A 21,313-nucleotide genomic window follows, 5' to 3' on the forward strand; every position below is an offset into this window, starting at 1 on the left:
ATAGGGCGCCGAGAGGCGCCAGGCAAAAAGAGGGGGCAATGATTCGGCTGAATCATTGCCCCCTTTTTTTCACTCAGACAACAAGCCCTGCCTCCCTATGACGGGGGGCAGAGCTTCAGCTCTCAGAACTGCAGGCCAACCTGCGGCACCTTGGTCGCTTCACCAAAGACGCTGTTGCTGGATTGCTGGTCCGAATTGAAGTTGATGCCGACCAGGCCACCGTAGAACTGTCCGGAGGCGTGGGAACCATCGATCTTGCCGCCTGCCGATGACAGGCGCAGCGTACCGAAGTTCATCCCCGCCAGCCCGCCCAGGCGCGCGCCGTAACCGCCGCTGACGTTACTGGTGGTTTTGGAGTTGCTGATCTCCCCTTCATTCATCCCGGCCAAGCCACCCACACTGCTATAGCGACCGCCGTTGACCGAACCTTTGGCGGAGGAGTTGGCGACCTTGCCCTGCTGTCTGCCAACCAGGCCGCCGACCTGGCTATCGTCACCGCCGTTCACCGTGGCGGATGTCGAGGCGTTGGTGATGTTGCTGTCTTGGTTGTAACCGACCAGGCCACCAACCTGGCTATTGTTGCCGCTGCTCACCGTGCCGGATGCGGAGGCGTTGATGATACGGCCATCCTGGCTGTGGCCCACCAGGCCGCCGACCTGGCTATTGTCGCCGGCGGTCACCAGGACGGCTGCCGAGGCGTTGGTGATATCGGTATTTTTGCTGTAACCGACCAGACCACCGCTCTGGCTGCCGTTGCCGGCGGTCACTGTGGCAGATACCGATGAGTTGGCGATATTGCTGTTCAGGCTATAGCCGACGAGGCCACCGATAAGGGCGTCATTGCCGCCGGTAACGGACAGGGAGGTGGAGGACGCGTTGGCGATGGAGGACTTTTCGTTGTAGCCGATCAGCCCGCCGATATTGGCCTTGCTATCGCCTTTCACCGTGCCGGCCACCGTTACATTATCGATACGGCTGTTCTGGTTGTAGCCAATCAGGCCACCCACATTGCTACCGTACAGACCGGACACATTGCCTTTGGCCGAGCTGTTGCTGATCGAGCCATTCTGGTTCGTGCCGATCAGGCCGCCGATATTGGCATTCCTGCCGCCTTTCACCGCGCCGGAGAACAACGCGTTATCGACGCGGCCGCCCTGGTTATGGCCAATCAGGCCGCCCACATTTTTGCTGTACAGGTCGGACACGTTGTTGCTGGCAGAGCTGTTGGCAATCGAGCCACCCTGATTCTTGCCAACCAGGCCGCCGATCGCTTCCGTGCCATTGCCGGTTACGTCGCCGCTGGCGTGAGAGTTGGCCAGCGAACCCTGGTTGGAGCCGACCAGGCCACCGATCCGACCAGCCCGGCTACCCGAGACATTGGTGCTGGAGCGGGAGTTGCTGATGCTGCCATCGCCAGTATTTTCGCCGGCCAGGCCACCGATGTTCAGGTTGGCGCCGGCGAGGTCGATCGTGCCGGTGCTGGAGGCATTGGCGATGACTCCGCGGTTCGAACCCACCAATCCACCCGCGCCTCTGGAGCCAGAATTCATCTGCCCCCTGAGGGCGATATTGGCATGGCTATTGGTGATTTTTGCCACGCCACCTGCGCTGGAGACGTTTTCGCCCACCAGGCCACCCATTGCAAAGGTGTACTGGTTGCCGATCACCAGGCCGCTGGCCGAGGAGTTGGCGATGTCGCCGTTCAGGTTGAGCGCGACCAGGCCACCCAGCGAGTTCAGATGAGAGGCTCCGGTCACCCGCACGTCCTTGGCCTTGACGTTGCGGATGCTACCCATGTTCACCGCGGCCAGGGTGCCGACCTGGGTGTTGTAGTAGGTGGAATAAGCACCACTGGCTGAAATGCGTTCGAGGTTCAGGTTGCTGATCTGCCCCAGGTTGGTACCGAACAGCCCGACAAAGGCGGTGCTGCTATAGAGCGACAGGTCGCTGATGGTATTGCCCAGGCCATCGAGCTTGCCGGTGAAGGAGCGACCTTCGCCAAGTGTCCTGAAGCTGCCTTGGCCGGTGATCCGGTTACCCAGTACATAGCGGCCATTCATGTTGTTTTCGATATCGCGCAACTGCTTCAGGTTCTGCACCACCTGGTAGGACTCGCCGTTGGCGCTGAAGCGGGCATCCGCACCGGAGAGGGTGACGCTCTTGTCATCCTTGAGGCTGTGGCCGTTTTTGGAGTTCAGCTCCAGGCTCGCTCCCGTTCCGGTCAGCGCGACATCGTCATTCAGGCGAATGCCTCCCTGCGCGGCATTCAGGGCCAGGGCCGCGCCGTTGCCGGTGGCGCTCAATGCCGCGTTCACCTGGATGTCGCCGCGCTCGGCGGTCAGGCCGAGCTTGTTGCCGCTGTTCCAGGACAGCGCCTTGTTGACCGACAGGTTGCCCTTGCTGTTCAGTTCGACATTGGTCCGGGCCAGGTTCTGGGCCAGGGTATCGGCGTGCAGGGTAGGGCCGGTATTGCCGCCACGCGTGCCGTTCTCTGCCTTGGAAACACTCACCTCGTCCGTGCTGATCTTCCAGGTGCCGGTGGTGCCCTGGTCGGCGTGCGTATCCACTTGCGCAGCCAGTTGGACCTCGACCCGGGCGCCGCGGTTTTCCACCACGCCACCGTTGCCCTGGCCGCCCAGGGCGCTGGCGTCCTGGCGTCCGGCCACCTGGACGATGCCGTTGTCGCCACCGTCCAGGACAATCTTGCCGGCCTTGTTCTGCAAGGTCTTGGCCTCGATCACGCCCTGGTTGCTCACCACGTTTTTCAGCAGGCTGCTGGCGCTGCTGGCGGTCATCAACACCTGGCCGCCGTCGGCCTTGAGCAGGCCACCGTTCTGCACCAGGGCATCCACCGCGGCACCGTTCACCTGCAGGTTGAGCAGGCCGTTGCCGTCGAAGTTGACGCTGAAGTCCTTGCCCGCGCCCAGTGCGACACTGCCCATCTGCGCCTGGATTACCCCGCTGTTGCTGACCTGGGCACCTAGCAACGCGACGCTGCCGCCCTCGTTGGCGGTGATCTGGCCGGCGTTGCTCACGGCAGAGCTGGAGTTCCCGGTAAAGCGGTAAGTACCGTCGAGGAAATCCTTGTCACTGATGTTCTGGGTGGAGGCCACCAGGCCGCCGACGTTGACCTGGGCGGACTTGCCGAAGACCACGCCATTGGGGTTGATCAGGAACACTTTGCCGTTGGCATTGATACGGCCCTGGATATCGCTGCCATTGGTGCCGAGTACCCGGTTGAGGGCGATCGATTGGCTACCGGGCTGGTGGAAGCTGACGCTTTCGTCGCCAGCGACGCTGAACTCGTTCCAGTTGGTGATCAGTTTGTTGCTCTGTTGGTCGATGGTCATGTGTTTGCCGTCGACCGTGGTATGGAGGCCGGCGTCGCCCGCGACTATCGCCGCTCCGTTCGGCAAGGCAAAGGCCGGAGCCTGGGCCAGCAGGCCCAGCAGCGAGAAGCCGGCGGCGATCACGGCCTTGAGGCGACTGGATTTGCCTCGGCGCCGGGTTCCTTCGCTGGCGACGTTCCAGCAACCAGTGGCCTGGTTCCAGATCAGTGCATAGCTTTTGTTCATGGTGCGTCCTCTATATGAATACTCTGCTGATCCCCCCAGCAGAACGGGTACAACGGATGCGGGGCAGGCGCCAAGGCGATCACGCAAAGCCGGGGCGCCATTTCCTCCATGCGGGAGGGAAGTTGTTTGTCTCAAGCCGCGCTTGATTTCATGGGCTTCCAAGCAAGGGAGACCCATGAGTTTTTTTGTCAGATGAGACCTGCTACATAACGTCTAAAAAGTGGCTATTCGACTGTTTCGAAGGATTATCTGATTTCGCGGGAGAGTTGATTGCGAGCCTGTACGCGCCAGCGTTGAGGCTGGAGTTATTTGCATGTAAATGCCTGGTTGCTCAGAGGGGTCTATTAATTAACAAAAGGAAATAAAATAAAAAACCAGAACTTTCTTAACTGGTATACGGCTCTTTCCTAGTTGAAGTAAGAGGGCAAGCTATTGCGCTCGTCATATTGAAGTCCTTGCAGCCTGATGCCCGATGGCGTGGCAGAATCAGGAGCGCGATTCCCTGGGGGAACCGCTGCTTTCTCCGCTTTGGGAGGCATCTCACAATCAGCGGGCCAGGGCTTTAGGCCTGCCTGGCAGGCCTTCTCGATCGTCGAGCCTGGGCAGTTCGGGTTGCGGTGCTTTTGTTCTGTGAGAGGGGTTTCTAAGTTAAAATCAGGATGTAAGCCGACAGGGTTGATACTTCATTCATGTCGGGAAATATCAGATCCATGACGGCATGAAATTTTGAATGTCAGGGCTAATAGAAATACCTTCGATCTGGAGCTTATGGATCGAAAACACTTGTTTTTAGAAAGCACTGATGCGCAGATAGGTATCCATCAATATGGGCTCTGAGGATGATTGCTTATTCTGTTCGCTCTTTTCGGCTTTCGCATAGTGAGTGAGCATTTTGTTCCTTTTAGGAATCGTCCTACTGATTACGACGCCTATCTAATGTAGTTTTCCCGCCTCCTGACTTTCTCGAACGTCACGAATACCCGCACGGTTCGCTTCGTCGAGTCCATCGATGTTTTTGCATGGCGCGTAACAACGGGGGGGCCGCCCTTCGACGCATACCGAGGTAGAGAATTTACCGTGAAGACTCCAGTCATCGCCGGATTGATTCTGGCCAGCTTCGCCCTGTTTTTGCCTGCTTGTTCCCAGGCTGGCATCAACCTGGAAAACACCCGTGTGGTGCTTGCGGCGCCGAGCAAGGAAGCGTCCCTGGTGATCAAGAACAGCGCGACCGAGGACTTGATGTTCCAGGCCTGGATCGAGTCGGCCGACAAGAGCGAGGATGTGCCTTTCGCCATCACCCCGGTGCTCAAGCGCCTGGCTGGCGAACAGCAGCAGGTGTTGCGCATCCTCTACAGCGGCAAGGGCCTGCCGACCGACAAGGAGTCGGTGTACTGGCTGAACGTGCGGGAGATTCCGCAAAAGTCCCGGGAGGAAAACACCCTGCAAATCGCCGTGCAGCAGCGCCTCAAGCTGTTCTACCGGCCGGCCGGGCTACCGGGCAAGGTCGCGGAGGCCCCCCAGCAACTGAAGTGGCGCCTGCTTGCCAAAGACGGCAAACCCTATCTGGAAGTGGCCAACCCGTCGGCTTTCCATTTGTCTTTTGCCGCGATCACGTTGCGGATGGGAAGCAAGAGTTTCACCGCACCGATCGATATGGTCGCGCCGGCCGCGACTTCCCGGGTCGAGATGGCGGAACTGCCGAGCGGCGTCCAGGCTAACGACCTCAAGGTTGAATTCGAAGTCATTGGCGATTTCGGTGGAATCCTCAAATACGACGGTGTTATCTCTAGCTGAGGCTTGGCGTCTTTTATTAGTGGCGACGAGAACTTTCTCGCTACTTCTTTTGGGTCATCATCGATGTGTATCTGGGCACTTAATGTGGCCTGGGAAGGAACTCTATATGTGCGCAAGATAATGTTTATCTTGATATTTTTATCCAGCCTGTGTGCCCGGGATGTACTTGCAGTTACTTGCACCTGGACCGGCTATCCTCCAGCGCAACTCACAATGGATATGATTCTTCCCTCTAAAATGATCATCAAGGCTGCTCCCGTTGGGCAGGTACTTGCAACATACAGAACGAGCCTCTGGAGTGGGCTGGCAAGTTGTTCCAGTAAAACTGATGTTTCTATTACAGTAGATACCGCGTTTACGCCATCGGCACTGCCCAAGGTCTATGAAACCGGTATTAAAGGCGTCGGTGTTAAATTCTGCCTGGCGCTTAGTTTTAACGACGACACTTGGTGTGCTCCATACTCTTATTCTGTTGGCTCAAGCTCATCAGCGATCCTTCCCAAGTTCATCGATGTGATATTCGTTCGTACCAATCGCGCCGTAGCCTCAGGTAATGTTCCGATGGACCTCAAGGTGAACTGGCAAATGGGAGACAGATCCCTTGTGGTCAGATCACAAGGCGGTACCGAACTGGTCAACGATGTGTTTTTCGCCGGATGCGAATCGGTAGGGGCGGCGGTCAATGTACCGATGGGTAAACAGACCATCGAAAATATTGCCAAGGGTAGCGTCAGAGAGGTGCCGTTCAACTTCGATGTCCGTTGTGATGGTTTGAAACCTAATACAAAGGTTCCGGTAAAAGTCTACTTCGAAGGTAGCTCCCAGGCCGATGGCATGCTCAAGCTTTCCAAGCTGGGCCAGGCGGGTGTCGCGTCGGGGGTGGGTATTTCCCTGGTCAATAACAAGGGCGTCAAGTTGCCGTTCGATATTGCCAGGTCCGTCGCCCTCGATTGGAATAGAGAGGTGGCGGAGGGCTCCATTTACCGGTTCTCCGGCAGTGCCAAATACGTTCCGACAGGTGGCGAGATAAAACCGGGCAAGGGCGATGCGACCATGAGCTTCGTTCTCAACTACAACTGATCGTCATCGGTGGCGGGCACATATTCTTCTGCTCGACGACCTGTTGCCTGCCCCGATCGGATGGCTATCGCGAGCCAGTTGCTGTCCAGCCTTCCCGAGTCCATCAGAGCACAAGGGCGCGCATAGTCGAGAAAGGCTTTCGCCGCTCGATGTCACAACCGCCGGCGCCCGGCTAGAATACCGACGGATCACTCTTGATCCATCCCCCATTGCCACAGATCAAAGCGGCACTCTCCATAAGAGGGTGACGCTGTTGCTCGTGGGACAACGGCCCATTTGCGCAGGTTGCCGGGGTTCGATCAAAGGAAGGTATTCCATGATTCCAGCGTGTTGTCGGATGGTCGCTCTCTGCCTGTTACTTGTTCTGTCACCCGCCCTGGTCGCACAGGAACCCGATATTTCCCTCGTCTCAAGGGTGGCAGTGACCAGCCGGCCATGGCTGAGTGAAGTAGACCGGCAGTGGCTGGCAAGCAGAGGCCCACTCACGATCGGAGTGGCATTGCCCGACTATCCGCCGCTGGGCATGCTTGACGTCAATCGTTTCCAGGGCATCACCGCGGATTACCTCGCCCTGTTGTTCGAGATCCCCCCCAAGGTCCGTCAATTCCCTTCCAGGCAGGCGGCGCTGGACGCGCTGCACAATGGTGAGATTGACCTGGTCGGCGGTGGCTCCGCGATGGATGCCGAGGATAACGGTCTGCTACTGACCCAGGCCTATGAACCGAACCAACCGGTGCTGGTGACAGCCGAACGCCATCCTTACGACCCACAGGCACCCGGCACCCGGCTGGGGGTGTTTGCCGGCTACCGTGTCGAGGAAAAGGTCTCCGCGGTTTATCCGTACAGCCAGATCCTGCCATTCGCCTCGCCGCTGCGCGCGCTCGAGGCGTTGAGCCTGGGAGAGGTCGATGGGGTGATCGATGATGCGGTATCGGCCCACTATCTGATCAACATCAACTACCTGCTGGACCTGCACATCGAAAACTTCGCGCCGGTGGAAAGCCGTGGTTTCGGCTTCCTGGTGCGCGCCTCCGATACTCGCCTGCATGCCGTGATCGAACGAGCCCTTCCGACCATTCGCTCACGCCATAGCGAAAGTATTCTGCGCAATTGGAGTGCGGGGAGCAGCCTGCGCCTGACCCAGCAACGCGTGACGCTGACGCCCGCCGAGAACCGTTGGCTGACCGCCCATCCGGAAATCCCGGTGACTGTCCATGACTCTCTCGGCGCCTTGGGACAATTGGACAACAGTGGGCAGGTGCGGGGTATCGGCCCCGACTATCTCAAGTTGCTCAGCCAGCGCAGCGGCCTGACGTTCCGCCCTGTCCGCGCGCAGAATTATGCCGAGATGAACGCGCAGATAACCGAGGGCAAGACCCTGATGACCTCGGTTACGTCTGCCGACACCGACACCGAGGCCTATATGGATATCCTTCTTCCTTATCTGAGGAGCTCGGTGGTACTGATGGCCGGACCCAAGGCAGCCCGTACCCAGGGCAGTTCTTTCCACAGCCTGAATGACCTGCAAGGCAAGCGCCTGGCCAGCGTCCCGGGTTATTTCGTCAATCAGATCATCCAGCAGAACTATCCGGATATCCGCTTACAGATCTATCCCAACTTTCTGGAGGCCATGCGCAGTGTCGACGACGGGCGTAGCGACGCGTTCATTGGCAGTGACTACACCGGTCGTTTCCTGTCCGCCCAGCGTTTCAACAACCGCTTGCGCGTAATCGGCATTCTCGACGAGTTCTCCCGCCCGGTCAGCCTTGGGGTGCTGAAGGGGCAGGAAGAACTGCGCAGCATCCTGGAGAAGGCCCAGGTGGCGATCACCCCGGAGGAAGTGGCGGACATCGTGGAACAGTGGGAGCCGCGTATTTCCACCTTGGGCAGCCATTTCTGGCGGGATCATCGCAGTAATATCCTCCGGCTTGGCGGTGTCTTCGGCTTGCTGGTCCTGTTGTCGCTGATCTGGGGGTTCTACCTGACCCGGCAGGTGCGCAAGACTCGCCAGGCCGAAGGTGAGCTGGCGCTGGCGCGGGAGAAGGCCGAAGCGGCCAACGAGGCCAAGAGCATCTTTTTGTCCACCATGAGCCATGAGATCCGTACCCCGCTGAACGCCATCATCGGCCTGCAGGAAGTGGTGCAGCAGAAGGCCGAACGGGGCGAGCTGGACCTGGCGTCGCTGGCCGTCGCTCAGGAGGCGGCACAGGGTCTGCTGCTGTTGCTCGGCAATGTGCTCGACCTGAACCGGATCGAGTCGGGGATGATCGACTCGGCGCCCGAGGCCGTGCTGCTCAAGGCCCAGATCGAAGCGATCGCGCCCCTGGTGGTCGGCATGGCGCGGCAGAAGCAGCTGGCGTTCGAGATGCGCTTCACCGGCGACATGGAGCAATGGGTGCTGATCGACCCGCTGCATTTGAAACAGGTGCTGTTCAACCTGCTGAGCAATGCCATCAAGTTCACCGAGCGCGGCCGGGTGACGCTGCATGCCTCGGGCAGCCGGGAGGCAGAACATCTGCACCTGTTGCTGGAGGTCATCGACAGCGGTATCGGCATCTCGGAGCAGGACCAGGCCAGATTGTTCCAGCCATTCTCCCAGGTCAGTTCGGCTCAGGCCGGGCAAACCTTTGGCAGTGGGCTGGGGCTGAATATCACCCGGCGGCTGGTCGAACTCATGGGCGGCACTATCGTCTTGAGCAGTGAACCGGATATAGGCTCCTGCTTCAGCGTGACCCTGCAACTGCCTCTGGCCGAGGCGCCTGCCGAAGCCGCGGCAGAAGTACCGCAGGCGAGCACGGAGCCGCTTTCGCTGAATATCCTCGTTGCTGAGGACAATGCGTTCAGCCGGTTGACGCTGGAAGAGCAATTGCTGGTTCTGGGGCATCGCGTGACGCTGGTCGAGGATGGGCAGGCGGCGTGGGAAGCCTGGCTGGCCGCCGAGTACGATGTGTTGATCACCGACAGCCAGATGCCACGTCTGGGCGGCTATGACTTGACCGTGCGCATCCGCCAGATGGAGCGCGAGAAGGGGCGCCGGCGCTGCTGGATCCTGGGGGCGACCGCCAGTGCCGAGGACGCGGAAATCCAGCGCTGCCTGGCCGCCGGGATGGATGAGGTGGTGTTCAAGCCCCTGACCCAGCAGGTGCTGAGGCAGGCCCTGGAGAATACTCAACGAGCCCCTGCACGGGCTTGAGCGCGGCGAACCGGTCATCAGGACAGTATTCCGAGCACCCCATCCTGGATAATCGCGGTGCTGACTGAGCGGGCCGGACGCACTCAGCGCCGGCTTTCCCAACATCGCGCTGGCCTGCATGGCCCCCGCCTGAGTATCTCCCCGCTTCAAGTTGATATGCCGTTGCGCCGTTCACCCAGGGCGGCCATGGCAAGATAAATCCTAGAGAAATTTAAGATTCGGCTGATTTACGTCTGACCTGGGCTCCACTCACTCTTTAGCGCATTCGAGCCGCGTTCCGCCCACCACCCTGCCTACAGTCCCCAACCACGCGTGGCATTCCTCTCACAGAGAGCAGCCGTGGACAGCGAAGCCGCTCCCCTGAAACCTTCCTGCCCGATGACGGACACGTCCGCACCAACCGCAGGCCGCTGACCAAGCCTTTTAAACATTCCTTCCATCGGAGATGACCATGACCATTCTCTATCGCGACATGAATCAAGCCCAGCTCGATGCGGCGTATAACAACACTGAGGCAGTGCCGGATTTCCCCGGTATCTACGCAGCCCTGCAGGCGCGTAGCGCCAGTTTCTACGCCTCTGTGGCCGGCCGGCTCGATCTGCCTTACGGCACCGGCTCCAGGCAGCGTTATGACTGGTTGCCCTGTGGCAAAGCCGACGCCCCGACGTTCATCTTCATCCATGGCGGGTATTGGCAGAATTGCAGCAAGGAAGATTTCGCCTTCATCGCCGCCGGTCCCCTGGCTGCGGGGTTCAACGTCGTCCTGGCCGAATATACGCTCGCGCCGCAAGCCTCGATGACACAGATCGTCAGCGAAATTGGCAGCCTGCTCGAGCATCTTCAGGCCGACGTTGATCACCTGGGTATTGCGGGGCACAAGGTGGTCCTGAGCGGGCACTCGGCAGGAGGCCACCTGGCGATCCAGTTCCGTTCGCACCCATGGGTGACCGATGTCCTGGCGATCAGCGCATTGGTCGACCTGGAACCCATAAGCCTGTCGTGGCTCAACCAGAAACTGAGTCTCTCGGAAGCGGAGATCAATGCCTATAGCCCGCTGCACCATATCGGCAAGGGCGCCCATACATGGGTGGCGGTAGGTGCCGACGAACTGTCGGAACTGGTCCGCCAGTCTGATGAGTACGCCAAGCAGGCGTTGGCCCGGGGAGAGTCTGTGCAGCTGATTCACGTGCCGGGCTGCACGCACTTTTCAGTACTGGACGAAATGGCAAAACCGCAGGGAATCTTGCTTCAGGCCTTGTCATCCGCCAACTGATCGGGGATCGGAACTTAGCAAGCCTGTGTCGAGCCGCCAGTTGCTGGCGGCTCGCTTGAGCAAGGCGTTGGGATGCGGCTTACATCGACAGGATCAGGCGCCCGGCGAACAGAATCAGGATCACTCCCATGGTTCGCTCGAACCAGTGGCCCATGCGCATGAACAGCAAGCGCACCCGCGGGCTGGAAAAGAACAGCGCGACGATCACGAACCACAGCGCGTTCACACAACACATCCATACACCGTAGAGCGCCTGCACCTTGAGGGGCGTGGTGGCGCTGATCACCGTGGTGAAAATCGCCAGGAAGAACAGCGTGGCCTTGGGGTTGGTGGCGTTGGTCAGGAAACCGGTCATGAAGGCCTTGGGCAAGGTCTGCCGCTGCACCTGATCGTTGTTCGTGTCGCTGCCCTCGATCGATGTCTTGGGTTTGCTGCGCAACAGGCTGACCCCGAGATAAAGAATGTAGGCGCCGCCTACCACCTTGGCCACGTTCAGCAGCCATGGCGTGGTATGCATCAGCGCACCGACCCCCAGCAGGGTGTACAGCACATGCACGGAAATCCCCGCGCCGATGCCGATGGCCGTGCACAGCCCGACCACCCGGCCAAAGCGCACGCTCTGGCGGATGGTCACGGCAAAGTCAGGCCCGGGAGCCACCACGGCGAGAAAGTGGATGGTCGCCAGGGCCAGGAATTCGCCTAGATAGTTGGAAAGCATTTCAACTCCAGAAGGTCAGGGGGGACGAGCTGCCGCGATAGCCGACAAAAAAGGAAAGGCTCAGGCGCGGGTTGGCCACCCCCGGGGTGACTGCGTGCATGCGCCTTGAGTTGAACATGATGAAATCTCCGGGCTCCGGGCGGATCTCCAGCGAGGGTGTGCCGAGCAAGGCGGGCTCGATGCCGTAGCTGTCGCCGCGCATGTCGTCGAACTGGTCCGGGGAAATATCGTGATTCCACATCTGCAGGGCGCCACCCGCGTCAGGCATGTTCAGGTAGAGGTTGCAGGCGAACTGCGCCTCCAGGCTGTGGGCCTGGAAGCTGTCGGGGGCGTCCTTGGCGAAAATGTCGTGATGGGCAAGGAAGCACACCCCGGGTTTCACCACCCGCGACAGGCCAACGTACATCTTGCGCCCGTACAGGTTTTCCAGGTGGGCGCCGGCCGGCCAGGACTCGTCGAGCATGCAGCGCAGGGTGTCGACGGGAGACGCATAGGGCGCGCAACGCGTGCGCAGTTCGGCGATGTTGGCGGTGGCGCGTTCGAAATAGTCTTCGATCAGCAGCGGCTGGTTTTCCGCCTCATAAAACGCCATGCCGATCCGCCCGATGCTGGGGGCGTTGATGTAGCCCTCGAAGCCGGGAGCGAGAATCTTGTCACCCAGCTGGATCGCCTGGGTGTGCGGCAGGAAATTCTTGATGCGCAGGGCGAGCACTTGTTCCTGGGCCAGTTTCTTTATGCACGTCTCATCGAGACGCTCGACGTCAAGCATCATCTGCAGATCCCTCTATCCGATAATCGTCGAACCCGCGCACGCGGGTTTCCCCTGTGTCAGGCGATGCGTCGCGTGATGTGCAAGGCGACACCGCCGATGAATCAGTCCACGTGGTAGTGAACCGAAAGCATTCCTTTCTTCTGCGAGAGGGAGGCGATAGTGACGTTGCCCAATTCCTTCAGGCGCTTCACATGGGTCCCCCCGCAGCCATAGGCGGGAAGCTCGCCGAAACCGATTTCCCGCGAGCCTTCACGCAGCGAGACCAGGCGCGGCAGGTCGGCGGCAATCCAGTGATCGATGCCACTCTGCAGGCTGTCGACGTCGAGTTCCTGCGGGCTGTCCCCGGGCTTGAAGGACACGCGGCCCTCACCAGGCCAGTGATGGGCCTTGACCGGGACCCAGCCGCGGGTTTCGCCGAAATGACCGATCAGGTGCCCGGCCGAGTGCATGCGGGTATTGAACTGGCGGCGCTGTTCATCGACCTGGACCTGGACCATGCCCGGTTGCACCGGCTGGCTGACGTAATGAATGATTCGCTCGGGTTCCTGGACCACGCGCAACACCTGGCTTTCGCCGATCCAGCCGGTGTCGCAGGGTTGGCCGCCGCCTTGGGGATGAAAGATCGTGGCACGCAGGATCACCGCGAATTCGTTGTCCTGCGGGGTGCATTCGAGCACTTCAACGTTGGCCTTGAGTTCATCATTATGAAAAAAGAGGCGAAGCGTCATATTCCGTGCCCTTATTAAAATACCTTTTTTAATTATATGGCGCGGCGGAATTGCGTGATAATCCGTTCAAACCTCAAAGGACTGTTGTGCTGTGAGCATAAATCTCCCCCTTCCGCTGCTGGGCGAAATGGCGATTTTCGTCAAGGTCGTCGAGGTCGGCAGCTTCTCCGAAGCCGCCCGCCAGTTGGGTTCGTCACCCTCGGCGGTGAGTCGCAGCATTTCCCGTCTGGAGAAGGCGCTGGCGACTCGCTTGCTGCAACGCACCACGCGCAAGTTGCGCTTGAGCGAAGGGGGCGAGGAGGTGCTCAAGCGCTGCAGCGAAATGGTCAGCGCCGCCAAGTCGGTGATGGAAATCAGCGGTCAGTTCACCCACGAGGCCGAAGGGCTGGTGCGGGTCAGCGTGCCCAAGGCCGTGGGGCGTTTTGTCGTGCATCCGTACATGCCCGAGTTTCTGCGGCGTTACCCCAAGGTCGATGTCGAGTTGTTATTGGAAGATCGCAACATCGACCTGATCGACGACAACGTGGACCTGGCCATCCGCATCACCGATCGGCCGCCGGCGGGGCTGGTCGGGCGCCAGTTGCTGACCATCGATCATATGCTGTGCGCCACGCCGCAGTACCTGGCCGAGCACGGGACGCCCAGCCATCCCCAGGATCTGCTCAACCACAGTTGCATTTACCTGGGTGAAACCCCCAGCGATGCGCGCTGGAAGTTCAAGAAGGGCAGCAAGTCGGTGACGGTTGGCGTGCGTGGGCGTTATGCGGCCAATCACACCGGGGTACGGCTGGGGGCGGTGCTGGAGCATATCGGCATCGGCAGCTTGCCGTACTTCACCGCGCGGCATGCCCTGGAGCAGGGCTTGCTGGTGCAGGTTCTACCGGACTGGACGTTTCTCGCTTCCTACCATGGCGGTGCCTGGCTGTTGCATTCGCCAACCCGTTACCTGCCGCCGAAGCTGCGGGTATTCATCGATTACCTGGTGGAGTGCCTGGCCAAGGAGCCGACCTTGAGCCGGCAGGGCAAGCAGGAGGCGAAAGGCTACGAACAGCCCGAAGGCGATGGAGCGGGTTGAGCCAGCCGCTCATGGGTAGAAAAAAGGCCCGCCGGTTCAACCGTGCGGGCCTTTGTAGTGTCCGGGCCGGACTCAGTGCTTGCTGTCCTGGGCGGAGAGCGCCAGCAGCTGCTTTTCCTGGTTCCAGTCGAACGGTTCATCATTCTGCTCGGCTTCGTAGCGACGCTCTTCGAGCGCCTGGTACAGGTCGATTTCCTCGTCGGGCATGTAGTGCAGGCAATCCCCAGCGAAGAACCACAGCAGGTCGCGCGGTACCAGATGGGCGACCTGTGGATAACGCTGCATCACCTGGCACAGCAGATCCTGGCCCAGGTACTGGCTTTCGATCGGGTCGATCGGCAGCGAGGCGCGCAGTTCGTCGAAGCGTTCCAGGAACAAGGCATGGCTTTCTTCGGGAACCTGCTCGGCTTCACCCACGGCGACCAGGATACTGCGCAAATGGTCGAGCAGGACGAGATGATCGGCGACGACGTTGGACATGACATGAGTCCTCAACAGCAAAACGGGCGCGGGAGTATATAGCTCCTGCGCCCGGTTTCATAATCCGCCTGACGGTCCTGCGCCTTAGCGGGTTTTCCCTTCGCTCAGGGTCAGCTCTTCCTTGGCGAAGTCATCGACATCGATGACTTTGCGGCGGGCGGCTTCAGCCTCGCGCAGGGTCTGGGCTTCCACCGGTTGCAACACGCCGGCCTCCAGCGCGGCGTCGATGGCATGTTCGCCGGCCACCGGTTTGACCTGGCCACTTTTCAGCGCCTCGTGCAGTTTTTTCTGCAGCGGGTGACTGGCGTTCAACGAGTCGAAGGCGTGTTGCAGGGCGCCGACCGGGTCCTGCGCCGATTGTGGGCGGTAGCAGCCGGCCAGCAGCTCTTCCAGGGTCGGGTCGCCCTTGGCCCGGCCGATGATCGCGGCGACCTCGGCGTCCAACTGGTCGGACGGGCCTTTGTGACGGCGGCCGAACGGGAATACCACCACCCGCAGCAGGCAACCCAGCACCCGGTTAGGGAAGTTCTCGAGCAGTTCGTCCAGGGCTCGTTCCGACTGGCCGAGGCTTTCTTCCATAGCCCAGGTGAACAGCGGCTGCAGATGCTCCGGCGAATCCAGGTCGTGGTAGCGCTTGAGTGCGGCGGAGGCGAGGTACATGTGGCTGAGCACATCGCCGAGGCGTGCCGACAGGCGTTCGCGACGCTTCAGCTCGCCGCCCAGCAACATCATGCTCAGGTCGGCCAGCATGGCGAAGGCCGCGGCCTGGCGGTTGAGGGCGCGGAAATAACCTTGGCTGAGCTTGTCCCCCGGCGCCTGTTCGAAGTGCCCCAGGCCCAGGTTCAGCACCAGGGTGCTGGCCGCGTTGCCCACGGCAAAACCGATGTGCTTGAGCAGCAGGCCGTCGAATTCGACCAGCGCCTGATCGTGGTCTTCGCGACCGGCCAGGGCCATTTCCTTGAGCACGAACGGATGGCAGCGAATGGCGCCCTGGCCGAAGATCATCAGGTTGCGCGAGAGAATGTTCGCGCCTTCCACGGTGATGAAGATCGGCGCGCCTTGCCAACTGCGGCCCAGGTAGTTGTTCGGGCCCATGATGATGGCCTTGCCGCCGTGCACATCCATCGCGTGGCCGATGCATTCGCGACCGCGCTCGGTCAGGTGGTACTTGAGAATCGCCGACAGCACCGAGGGCTTTTCCCCCAGGTCGACGGCATTGGCCGTGAGCATGCGCGCGCTGTTCATCAGCCAGGCGTTGCCGCCGATGCGGGCCAGGGCTTCCTGGATGCCTTCGAAGGCATTGAGCGGGACATTGAACTGCTCACGTACCTGGGCATATTGGCCGGTCACCAGGCTGGTGAACTTGGCCGCGCCAGTGCCGACGGCCGGCAGGGAAATGGAGCGGCCGACCGACAGGCAGTTCATCAGCATCATCCAGCCCTTGCCGAGCATTTCCTGGCCGCCGATAAGGAAGTCCAGGGGAATGAACACGTCCTTGCCGGAGTTCGGACCGTTCATGAAGGCAGCGCCGAGCGGCAGGTGGCGACGGCCGATTTCCACGCCGGGGGTGTCGGTCGGAATCAGCGCCAGGCTGATCCCCAGGTCTTCATCGTCACCCAGCAGATGGTCCGGGTCGTAGGCCTTGAAGGCCAGGCCGAGGAGGGTGGCGACCGGGCCCAGGGTGATGTAGCGCTTTTCCCAGTTCAGGCGCAGGCCGAGGGTTTCCTCGCCTTGCCACTGGCCTTTGCAGATCACCCCGGTATCGGGCATGGCGCCGGCGTCGGAACCGGCCAGCGGGCCGGTGAGGGCGAAACAGGGGATATCGTCGCCACGGGCCAGCCGCGGCAGGTAGTGGTTACGCTGTTCGTCGGTGCCGTAATGCAGCAGCAGCTCGGCCGGGCCGAGGGAGTTGGGGACCATCACGGTGGACGCCAGGTCGCCGCTGCGGGTCGCCAGTTTCATCGCCACCTGTGAGTGGGCATAGGCGGAGAACCCCTTGCCACCGAACTCCTTGGGGATGATCAGGGCAAAGAAACCGTGTTGCTTGATGTGCTCCCAGGCGGCGGGCGGCAGGTCCATGGACTGGCCGATCTGCCAGTCGCTGACCATGGCGCACAGCTCTTCGGTGGGGCCGTCGATGAAGGCCTGTTCCTCTTCGCTCAGTTGCGCTTTCGGGTAGGCCAGCAGCTTGTCCCAGTCCGGACGGCCGCTGAACAGTTCACCGTCCCACCAGACCGTGCCGGCATCGATGGCGTCGCGTTCGGTTTGCGACATCGGCGGCAGGACTTTCTGGAACCAGCTGAACAGCGGGGCGCTGAAGTACTTGCGGCGCAGGTCGGGCAGTAGCAAGGGCGCCGCCACCGCGGCCAGCAGTACCCAGAAGATCAGCAGCAGCCAGCCCGGTGCACGGCTGAAGGCGCCCATGGCCAGCAGGTAGACGGCCACCACACCCAGGGCGGGCAGGGGCGCAATGCGGCGGTGGGCCAGGTAGGCAATACCGACCAGCAGAACCAGTATCCACAACAACAGCATATTTAATCCTCCGTGAAACCAGGGGCAAAATCACCCACAGAGCTTAGTCGGCATCCGACAAAAGGGGTGACAGGGCAGTGCGCTTGCAGCGGTAAGAAGAAGCGGACGCAGACGTCAGGCATCGGGTCAGCAGCGTGTCGATCTTGTCAGGCTCGAAGCGGCAGCCTCTGATATTTGGCCGAAACGTCGTTATCGCTGGGATGAGGCCGTCGTTAGACTCGGGACTTCACTCGGAGATCATCCCCATGCACGAGTACCTGAGTCCCAGCCGCTTCATCGATAGTGACCACCCCGCGGTGGTGGAGTTCGCGGAAACTCATCGTGGCGCCAGCAGCGATCCGTTGGAGCAGGCTGTGAACCTCTATTACGCGGTGCGCGAGGCCGTGCGCTACAACCCCTACACCTTCAGTCGCGACCCCGAGACCCTGCGTGGCAGCCATGCCCTGGCTACCGGCGAAAGTTACTGCGTGCCCAAGGCCACCCTACTTGCCGGCTGCGCGCGGCATTGCGGGATCGCCGCGCGGATCGGCCTGGCGGACGTGCGCAATCACTTGTCGACCCCGCGTTTGCTGGAGTTGCTGCGCAGTGATGTGTTTGCCATGCATGGCTATACCGAGCTGTACCTGCAAGGACGCTGGGTCAAGGCCACGCCGGCGTTCAACCGGAAACTCTGCGAGATGTACGATGTAGCGCCACTGGAATTCGATGGCCGTCATGACAGCGTGTTCCACCCGTTCAATCGCCAGGGCGAGCAGATGATGGAATACGTGCTGGACCACGGACAATTCGCCGACGTCCCCGAGACCTTCTTCTTCAAACACCTGGAGAAGTGTTATCCGCATCTGTTCGCCGAGCAGATGCCGTTGCTGCTGGGCGACATGCAGAGTGATTTGAGTCAGGTCTGATCCGGCGTAGACTGCCTCGGCATTCATCACTGAGGAGCGGTCATGCTGAAGATCTGGGGTCGGAAAAACTCGTCGAATGTCAGGAAAGCATTGTGGTGCGCCGAAGAGCTCGGGCTGACCTACGAGGCGGTGGATGCCGGTGGTGCCTTCGGTGTGGTGGATACCCCGGAATATCGGGCGATGAATCCCAATGGGCGGATTCCGCTGATCGAGGACGACGGCTTTGTACTGTGGGAGTCCAACACCATCGTGCGTTATCTCGCCGCGCGCCATGCCGCCGGCACGGCCTGGTACCCGAGCGATGTACAGGCGCGGGCTTCGGCCGAGAAGTGGATGGACTGGACCACCTCGACCTTCGCCGAACCCTTCCGGCACCTGTTCTGGGGTGTGCTGCGCACGCCGGCACAGCAGCAGGACTGGGACAAGATCAATGCCGCGCTGAACAGCTGCGGCGAACTGCTGGCCGTGGTCGACCAGGCCCTGGCCGAACATCCCTACCTGTCCGGCGAGGAAATCGGCATCGGCGATATCCCTCTGGGCAGCTTCATTTATGCCTGGTTCGAAATGCCCATCGAGCGCCCGCAATTGTCTAATCTGCAAGCCTGGTACGCCCGCCTGCAACAGCGTCCGGCCTACCGCAAGGCGGTGATGACTGCGTTGACTTAATACTGACTATCAATACGGGTGACTGTACTTGTGCGGCGTCGGCAAGCACCATTGGGTGTATCCGGCGCCGTTGCAATGCAGGCGGTCCGCCCTTACTTATAATGTTCTCCCTTCTTGGTGCGTAAATCCGATATGAGTTCCGCTCTGTCCATCCGGCAGCTAACCAAAACCTACGGCAACGGTTTCCAGGCCCTGAGTGGTATCGATCTGGATGTCGCCGAAGGTGACTTCTTCGCCTTGCTCGGCCCTAACGGTGCCGGCAAATCCACCACCATCGGCATCCTCTCGACCCTGGTGAACAAGACCAGCGGCACGGTGAATGTCTTCGGCCATGACCTGGACCGCGAGCCCGCCGCGCTCAAGCGCTGCATCGGCGTGGTGCCACAGGAATTCAACTTCAACCAGTTCGAGAAAACCTTCGACATCGTGGTGACTCAGGCCGGTTACTACGGTATCCCGACCAAGGTCGCCAAGGAGCGGGCCGAGCAGTACCTGACCCAGCTCGGCTTGTGGGACAAGCGCGATGTGCCGTCGCGCTCGCTGTCCGGCGGCATGAAGCGCCGCCTGATGATTGCCCGCGCCCTGGTGCACGAACCGCGCCTGTTGATCCTCGACGAACCGACTGCTGGCGTGGACATCGAGCTGCGCCGTTCGATGTGGACCTTCCTCACCGAGCTGAACCAGAAAGGCATCACCATCATCCTCACCACCCATTACCTGGAGGAGGCTGAGCAGCTGTGCCGCAATATCGGCATCATCGACCACGGCACCATCGTCGAGAACACCAGCATGCGCCAGCTGCTGAGCCAGCTGCATGTGGAAACCTTCCTGCTCGACCTGAAGACCGACCTGAAGGTGGCGCCGCAACTGATCGGTTATCCAAGCAAGCTGCTGGACAGCCACACCCTGGAAGTCCAGGTCGACAAAGCCGTGGGCATCACCGCGTTGTTCAGCCAGTTGGCCCAGCAGAACATCGAAGTGCTGAGCTTGCGTAACAAAACCAATCGCCTTGAGGAGCTGTTCGTGTCCCTGGTGGAGAAAAACCTGTCGAAGGTGGCGGTATGAGTTCCGAGCTACGGCCCAACCTTGTCGCGCTGAATACTATCGTCTATCGCGAAGTCCGGCGTTTTACCCGGATCTGGCCGCAGACCCTGCTGCCGCCGGCGATCACCATGGTTCTGTACTTCGTGATCTTCGGTAACCTGATCGGCCGGCAGATCGGCGACATGGGTGGTTTCACCTACATGGAGTACATCGTGCCGGGCCTGATCATGATGTCGGTGATCACCAACTCCTACGGCAACGTGGTCTCGAGTTTCTTCGGCAGCAAGTTCCAGCGCTCCATCGAGGAGTTGATGGTGTCGCCGGTGTCGCCGCACACCATCCTTATCGGCTACACCCTGGGCGGTGTCCTGCGGGGGTTGGCGGTGGGGGTGATCGTGACCCTGCTATCGTTGTTCTTCACCCACCTGCAGGTGCATCACCTGGGCATCACCTTGCTGGTGGTGGTCCTCACCGCGACGATCTTTTCCCTGTTGGGCTTTATCAATGCGGTGTTCGCGCGCAACTTCGACGATATTTCGATCATCCCGACCTTCGTGCTGACCCCGCTGACCTACCTGGGCGGGGTGTTCTACTCCATCACCCTGCTGCCACCGTTCTGGCAGACGGTGTCGCTGGCCAACCCGGTGCTGCATATGGTCAACGCCTTCCGTTTCGGCATCCTCGGGGTTTCCGACATCCAGATCAGCGTGGCTATTACCTTCATGCTGGTGGCGACCGTGGTCCTGTACTTCGGTTGTGCCCGCCTGCTGGTCAGTGGTCGCGGCATGCGCCAGTAAGCCCGCGCAGAAACAACAACGGCCTCCCTCGGGAGGCCGTTTGCGTTTCTACAGTCGGCTCTGCTTGCGGCGGCGCCATTGCCGGCTGACCCACCAGCGCCAGTACAGCATGGTCAGGCAATAGGCGAGGGCGCCCAGCACCAGGCCAGCCACCAGCGAGCCCAGCAGGAAGGGTTGCCAGAGGGTCGAGAGTTCGCCGCTGATCCATTCCCAGGTCAGCTCGTCGGGCAGGGTCCGGGCGGGTACGTTCATCAACCAGGCACCGATCTGATAGGTACAGAAGAACACCGGTGGCATGGTGATCGGATTGGTCAGCCAGACCAGGCTCACGGCAATCGGCATGTTGCCGCGCACGGAAATGGCCAGCACGGCTGCCAGCAGCATTTGCGCCGGGATCGGCATAAAGGCCGCGAACAGGCCGACCGCCATGGCGCGCGCCACGGAGTGCCGGTTGAGGTGCCAGAGGTTGGGGTCATGCAGCAACGTGCCAAGAAAGCGTAAGGACTTGTGTTCCCTGATGCTGGTCGGATCTGGCATGTAACGTTTGAATAGGCGCCGGGGCATAAGGCTTCTCGGTCAGTTCAAGCGGCAAGTATGCCCGGATTCTAGAAGGCGCCCATTCAGACTTTGTGACAAATGATAAAGCCGGCGCCCGGTCCGCTGAGCTAAGCCAAGGAGTGA

16 protein-coding genes are annotated in these 21,313 nt (G+C 60.6%); 9 read left to right on the top strand and 7 right to left on the bottom strand.

What is annotated here, in order from left to right:
• Positions 1-122: 122 nt before the first annotated feature.
• On the bottom strand, positions 123-3,575 hold the full coding sequence (locus CXQ81_RS11180) for a GLUG motif-containing protein (RefSeq protein ID WP_101337212.1): 3,453 nt from the start codon (positions 3,573-3,575) through the stop codon (positions 123-125).
• Between the two features lie 1,077 nt (positions 3,576-4,652).
• On the opposite strand from CXQ81_RS11180, the gene CXQ81_RS11185 reads away from it, so the two are divergent.
• The 4 genes from CXQ81_RS11185 to CXQ81_RS11200 all read left to right on the top strand — a co-directional run bounded on the left by CXQ81_RS11185 (position 4,653) and on the right by CXQ81_RS11200 (position 10,915).
• Positions 4,653-5,369, top strand: coding sequence for a molecular chaperone (locus CXQ81_RS11185; RefSeq protein ID WP_101337213.1), 717 nt, complete (start codon positions 4,653-4,655; stop codon positions 5,367-5,369).
• Positions 5,370-5,477: 108 nt separating this feature from the next.
• The gene (locus CXQ81_RS11190) at positions 5,478-6,449 is read left to right on the top strand and encodes a fimbrial protein (protein ID WP_101337214.1); all 972 of its coding nucleotides are present in this window, start codon (positions 5,478-5,480) and stop codon (positions 6,447-6,449) included.
• Between the two features lie 316 nt (positions 6,450-6,765).
• Positions 6,766-9,642, top strand: coding sequence for an ATP-binding protein (locus CXQ81_RS11195; protein WP_101337215.1), 2,877 nt, complete (start codon positions 6,766-6,768; stop codon positions 9,640-9,642).
• A 451-nt stretch (positions 9,643-10,093) separates the two neighbouring features.
• Positions 10,094-10,915, top strand: coding sequence for an alpha/beta hydrolase (locus tag CXQ81_RS11200; RefSeq protein WP_101337216.1), 822 nt, complete (start codon positions 10,094-10,096; stop codon positions 10,913-10,915).
• Positions 10,916-10,994: 79 nt separating this feature from the next.
• Here CXQ81_RS11200 and CXQ81_RS11205 read toward each other — a convergent pair whose 3' ends face one another.
• From CXQ81_RS11205 to CXQ81_RS11215, 3 genes are all read right to left on the bottom strand, one after another.
• A complete protein-coding gene (locus tag CXQ81_RS11205) occupies positions 10,995-11,633 on the bottom strand; it encodes a LysE family translocator (protein ID WP_009042830.1) in 639 nt (212 codons plus the stop codon).
• 1 nt (position 11,634) lies between these two features.
• Positions 11,635-12,405, bottom strand: a complete 771-nt coding sequence (locus CXQ81_RS11210; protein ID WP_007931636.1) for a 2OG-Fe(II) oxygenase — start codon at positions 12,403-12,405, stop codon at positions 11,635-11,637.
• A gap of 101 nt (positions 12,406-12,506) precedes the next feature.
• Entirely contained in the window at positions 12,507-13,133 is a 627-nt protein-coding gene (locus CXQ81_RS11215) for a hypothetical protein (RefSeq protein WP_007931638.1), read from the bottom strand.
• Positions 13,134-13,224: 91 nt separating this feature from the next.
• Here CXQ81_RS11215 and CXQ81_RS11220 point away from each other — a divergent pair, with 91 nt between their 5' ends.
• A complete protein-coding gene (locus CXQ81_RS11220; protein WP_101337217.1) occupies positions 13,225-14,208 on the top strand; it encodes a LysR family transcriptional regulator in 984 nt (327 codons plus the stop codon).
• 72 nt (positions 14,209-14,280) lie between these two features.
• Here CXQ81_RS11220 and CXQ81_RS11225 read toward each other — a convergent pair whose 3' ends face one another.
• Both CXQ81_RS11225 and CXQ81_RS11230 read right to left on the bottom strand, forming a co-directional pair.
• Positions 14,281-14,688, bottom strand: coding sequence for a PA2817 family protein (locus CXQ81_RS11225; RefSeq protein ID WP_007931642.1), 408 nt, complete (start codon positions 14,686-14,688; stop codon positions 14,281-14,283).
• A gap of 84 nt (positions 14,689-14,772) precedes the next feature.
• Positions 14,773-17,220, bottom strand: a complete 2,448-nt coding sequence (locus tag CXQ81_RS11230; protein ID WP_101337218.1) for an acyl-CoA dehydrogenase — start codon at positions 17,218-17,220, stop codon at positions 14,773-14,775.
• Positions 17,221-17,465: 245 nt separating this feature from the next.
• On the opposite strand from CXQ81_RS11230, the gene CXQ81_RS11235 reads away from it, so the two are divergent.
• From CXQ81_RS11235 to CXQ81_RS11250, 4 genes are all read left to right on the top strand, one after another.
• A complete protein-coding gene (locus CXQ81_RS11235; RefSeq protein WP_007931646.1) occupies positions 17,466-18,125 on the top strand; it encodes a transglutaminase family protein in 660 nt (219 codons plus the stop codon).
• Positions 18,126-18,167: 42 nt separating this feature from the next.
• Positions 18,168-18,791, top strand: coding sequence for a glutathione S-transferase family protein (locus CXQ81_RS11240; RefSeq protein WP_009042835.1), 624 nt, complete (start codon positions 18,168-18,170; stop codon positions 18,789-18,791).
• Positions 18,792-18,923: 132 nt separating this feature from the next.
• The gene (locus CXQ81_RS11245) at positions 18,924-19,856 is read left to right on the top strand and encodes an ABC transporter ATP-binding protein (RefSeq protein ID WP_007931649.1); all 933 of its coding nucleotides are present in this window, start codon (positions 18,924-18,926) and stop codon (positions 19,854-19,856) included.
• Positions 19,853-20,632 carry an ABC transporter permease gene (locus tag CXQ81_RS11250; RefSeq protein WP_007931651.1) on the top strand — a complete coding sequence of 260 codons (780 nt, stop codon included), beginning with the start codon at positions 19,853-19,855 and terminating at the stop codon, positions 20,630-20,632. The genes CXQ81_RS11245 and CXQ81_RS11250 overlap by 4 nt, the downstream gene beginning before the upstream one ends.
• A 48-nt stretch (positions 20,633-20,680) precedes the next feature.
• On the opposite strand, the gene CXQ81_RS11255 is transcribed toward CXQ81_RS11250, so the two are convergent.
• The gene (locus tag CXQ81_RS11255) at positions 20,681-21,196 is read right to left on the bottom strand and encodes a DUF2062 domain-containing protein (protein WP_007931653.1); all 516 of its coding nucleotides are present in this window, start codon (positions 21,194-21,196) and stop codon (positions 20,681-20,683) included.
• Positions 21,197-21,313 lie beyond the last annotated feature (117 nt).

The sequence above is a fragment of the Pseudomonas sp. 09C 129 genome, from assembly GCF_002843625.1.
Taxonomy (GTDB): domain Bacteria; phylum Pseudomonadota; class Gammaproteobacteria; order Pseudomonadales; family Pseudomonadaceae; genus Aquipseudomonas; species Aquipseudomonas chlororaphis.

Bases quoted from the DNA above. Each gene is read 5' to 3' on its own strand.
- CXQ81_RS11240 (WP_009042835.1), top strand. From the start codon at position 18,168: ATGCTGAAGATCTGGGGTCGGAAAAACTCGTCGAATGTCAGGAAAGCA.
- CXQ81_RS11225 (WP_007931642.1), bottom strand. From the start codon at position 14,688: ATGTCCAACGTCGTCGCCGATCATCTCGTCCTGCTCGACCATTTGCGC.
- CXQ81_RS11205 (WP_009042830.1), bottom strand. From the start codon at position 11,633: ATGCTTTCCAACTATCTAGGCGAATTCCTGGCCCTGGCGACCATCCAC.
- CXQ81_RS11200 (WP_101337216.1), top strand. From the start codon at position 10,094: ATGACCATTCTCTATCGCGACATGAATCAAGCCCAGCTCGATGCGGCG.
- CXQ81_RS11215 (WP_007931638.1), bottom strand. From the start codon at position 13,133: ATGACGCTTCGCCTCTTTTTTCATAATGATGAACTCAAGGCCAACGTT.
- CXQ81_RS11210 (WP_007931636.1), bottom strand. From the start codon at position 12,405: ATGATGCTTGACGTCGAGCGTCTCGATGAGACGTGCATAAAGAAACTG.
- CXQ81_RS11230 (WP_101337218.1), bottom strand. From the start codon at position 17,220: ATGCTGTTGTTGTGGATACTGGTTCTGCTGGTCGGTATTGCCTACCTG.
- CXQ81_RS11235 (WP_007931646.1), top strand. From the start codon at position 17,466: ATGCACGAGTACCTGAGTCCCAGCCGCTTCATCGATAGTGACCACCCC.
- CXQ81_RS11250 (WP_007931651.1), top strand. From the start codon at position 19,853: ATGAGTTCCGAGCTACGGCCCAACCTTGTCGCGCTGAATACTATCGTC.
- CXQ81_RS11255 (WP_007931653.1), bottom strand. From the start codon at position 21,196: ATGCCCCGGCGCCTATTCAAACGTTACATGCCAGATCCGACCAGCATC.
- CXQ81_RS11245 (WP_007931649.1), top strand. From the start codon at position 18,924: ATGAGTTCCGCTCTGTCCATCCGGCAGCTAACCAAAACCTACGGCAAC.
- CXQ81_RS11195 (WP_101337215.1), top strand. From the start codon at position 6,766: ATGATTCCAGCGTGTTGTCGGATGGTCGCTCTCTGCCTGTTACTTGTT.
- CXQ81_RS11180 (WP_101337212.1), bottom strand. From the start codon at position 3,575: ATGAACAAAAGCTATGCACTGATCTGGAACCAGGCCACTGGTTGCTGG.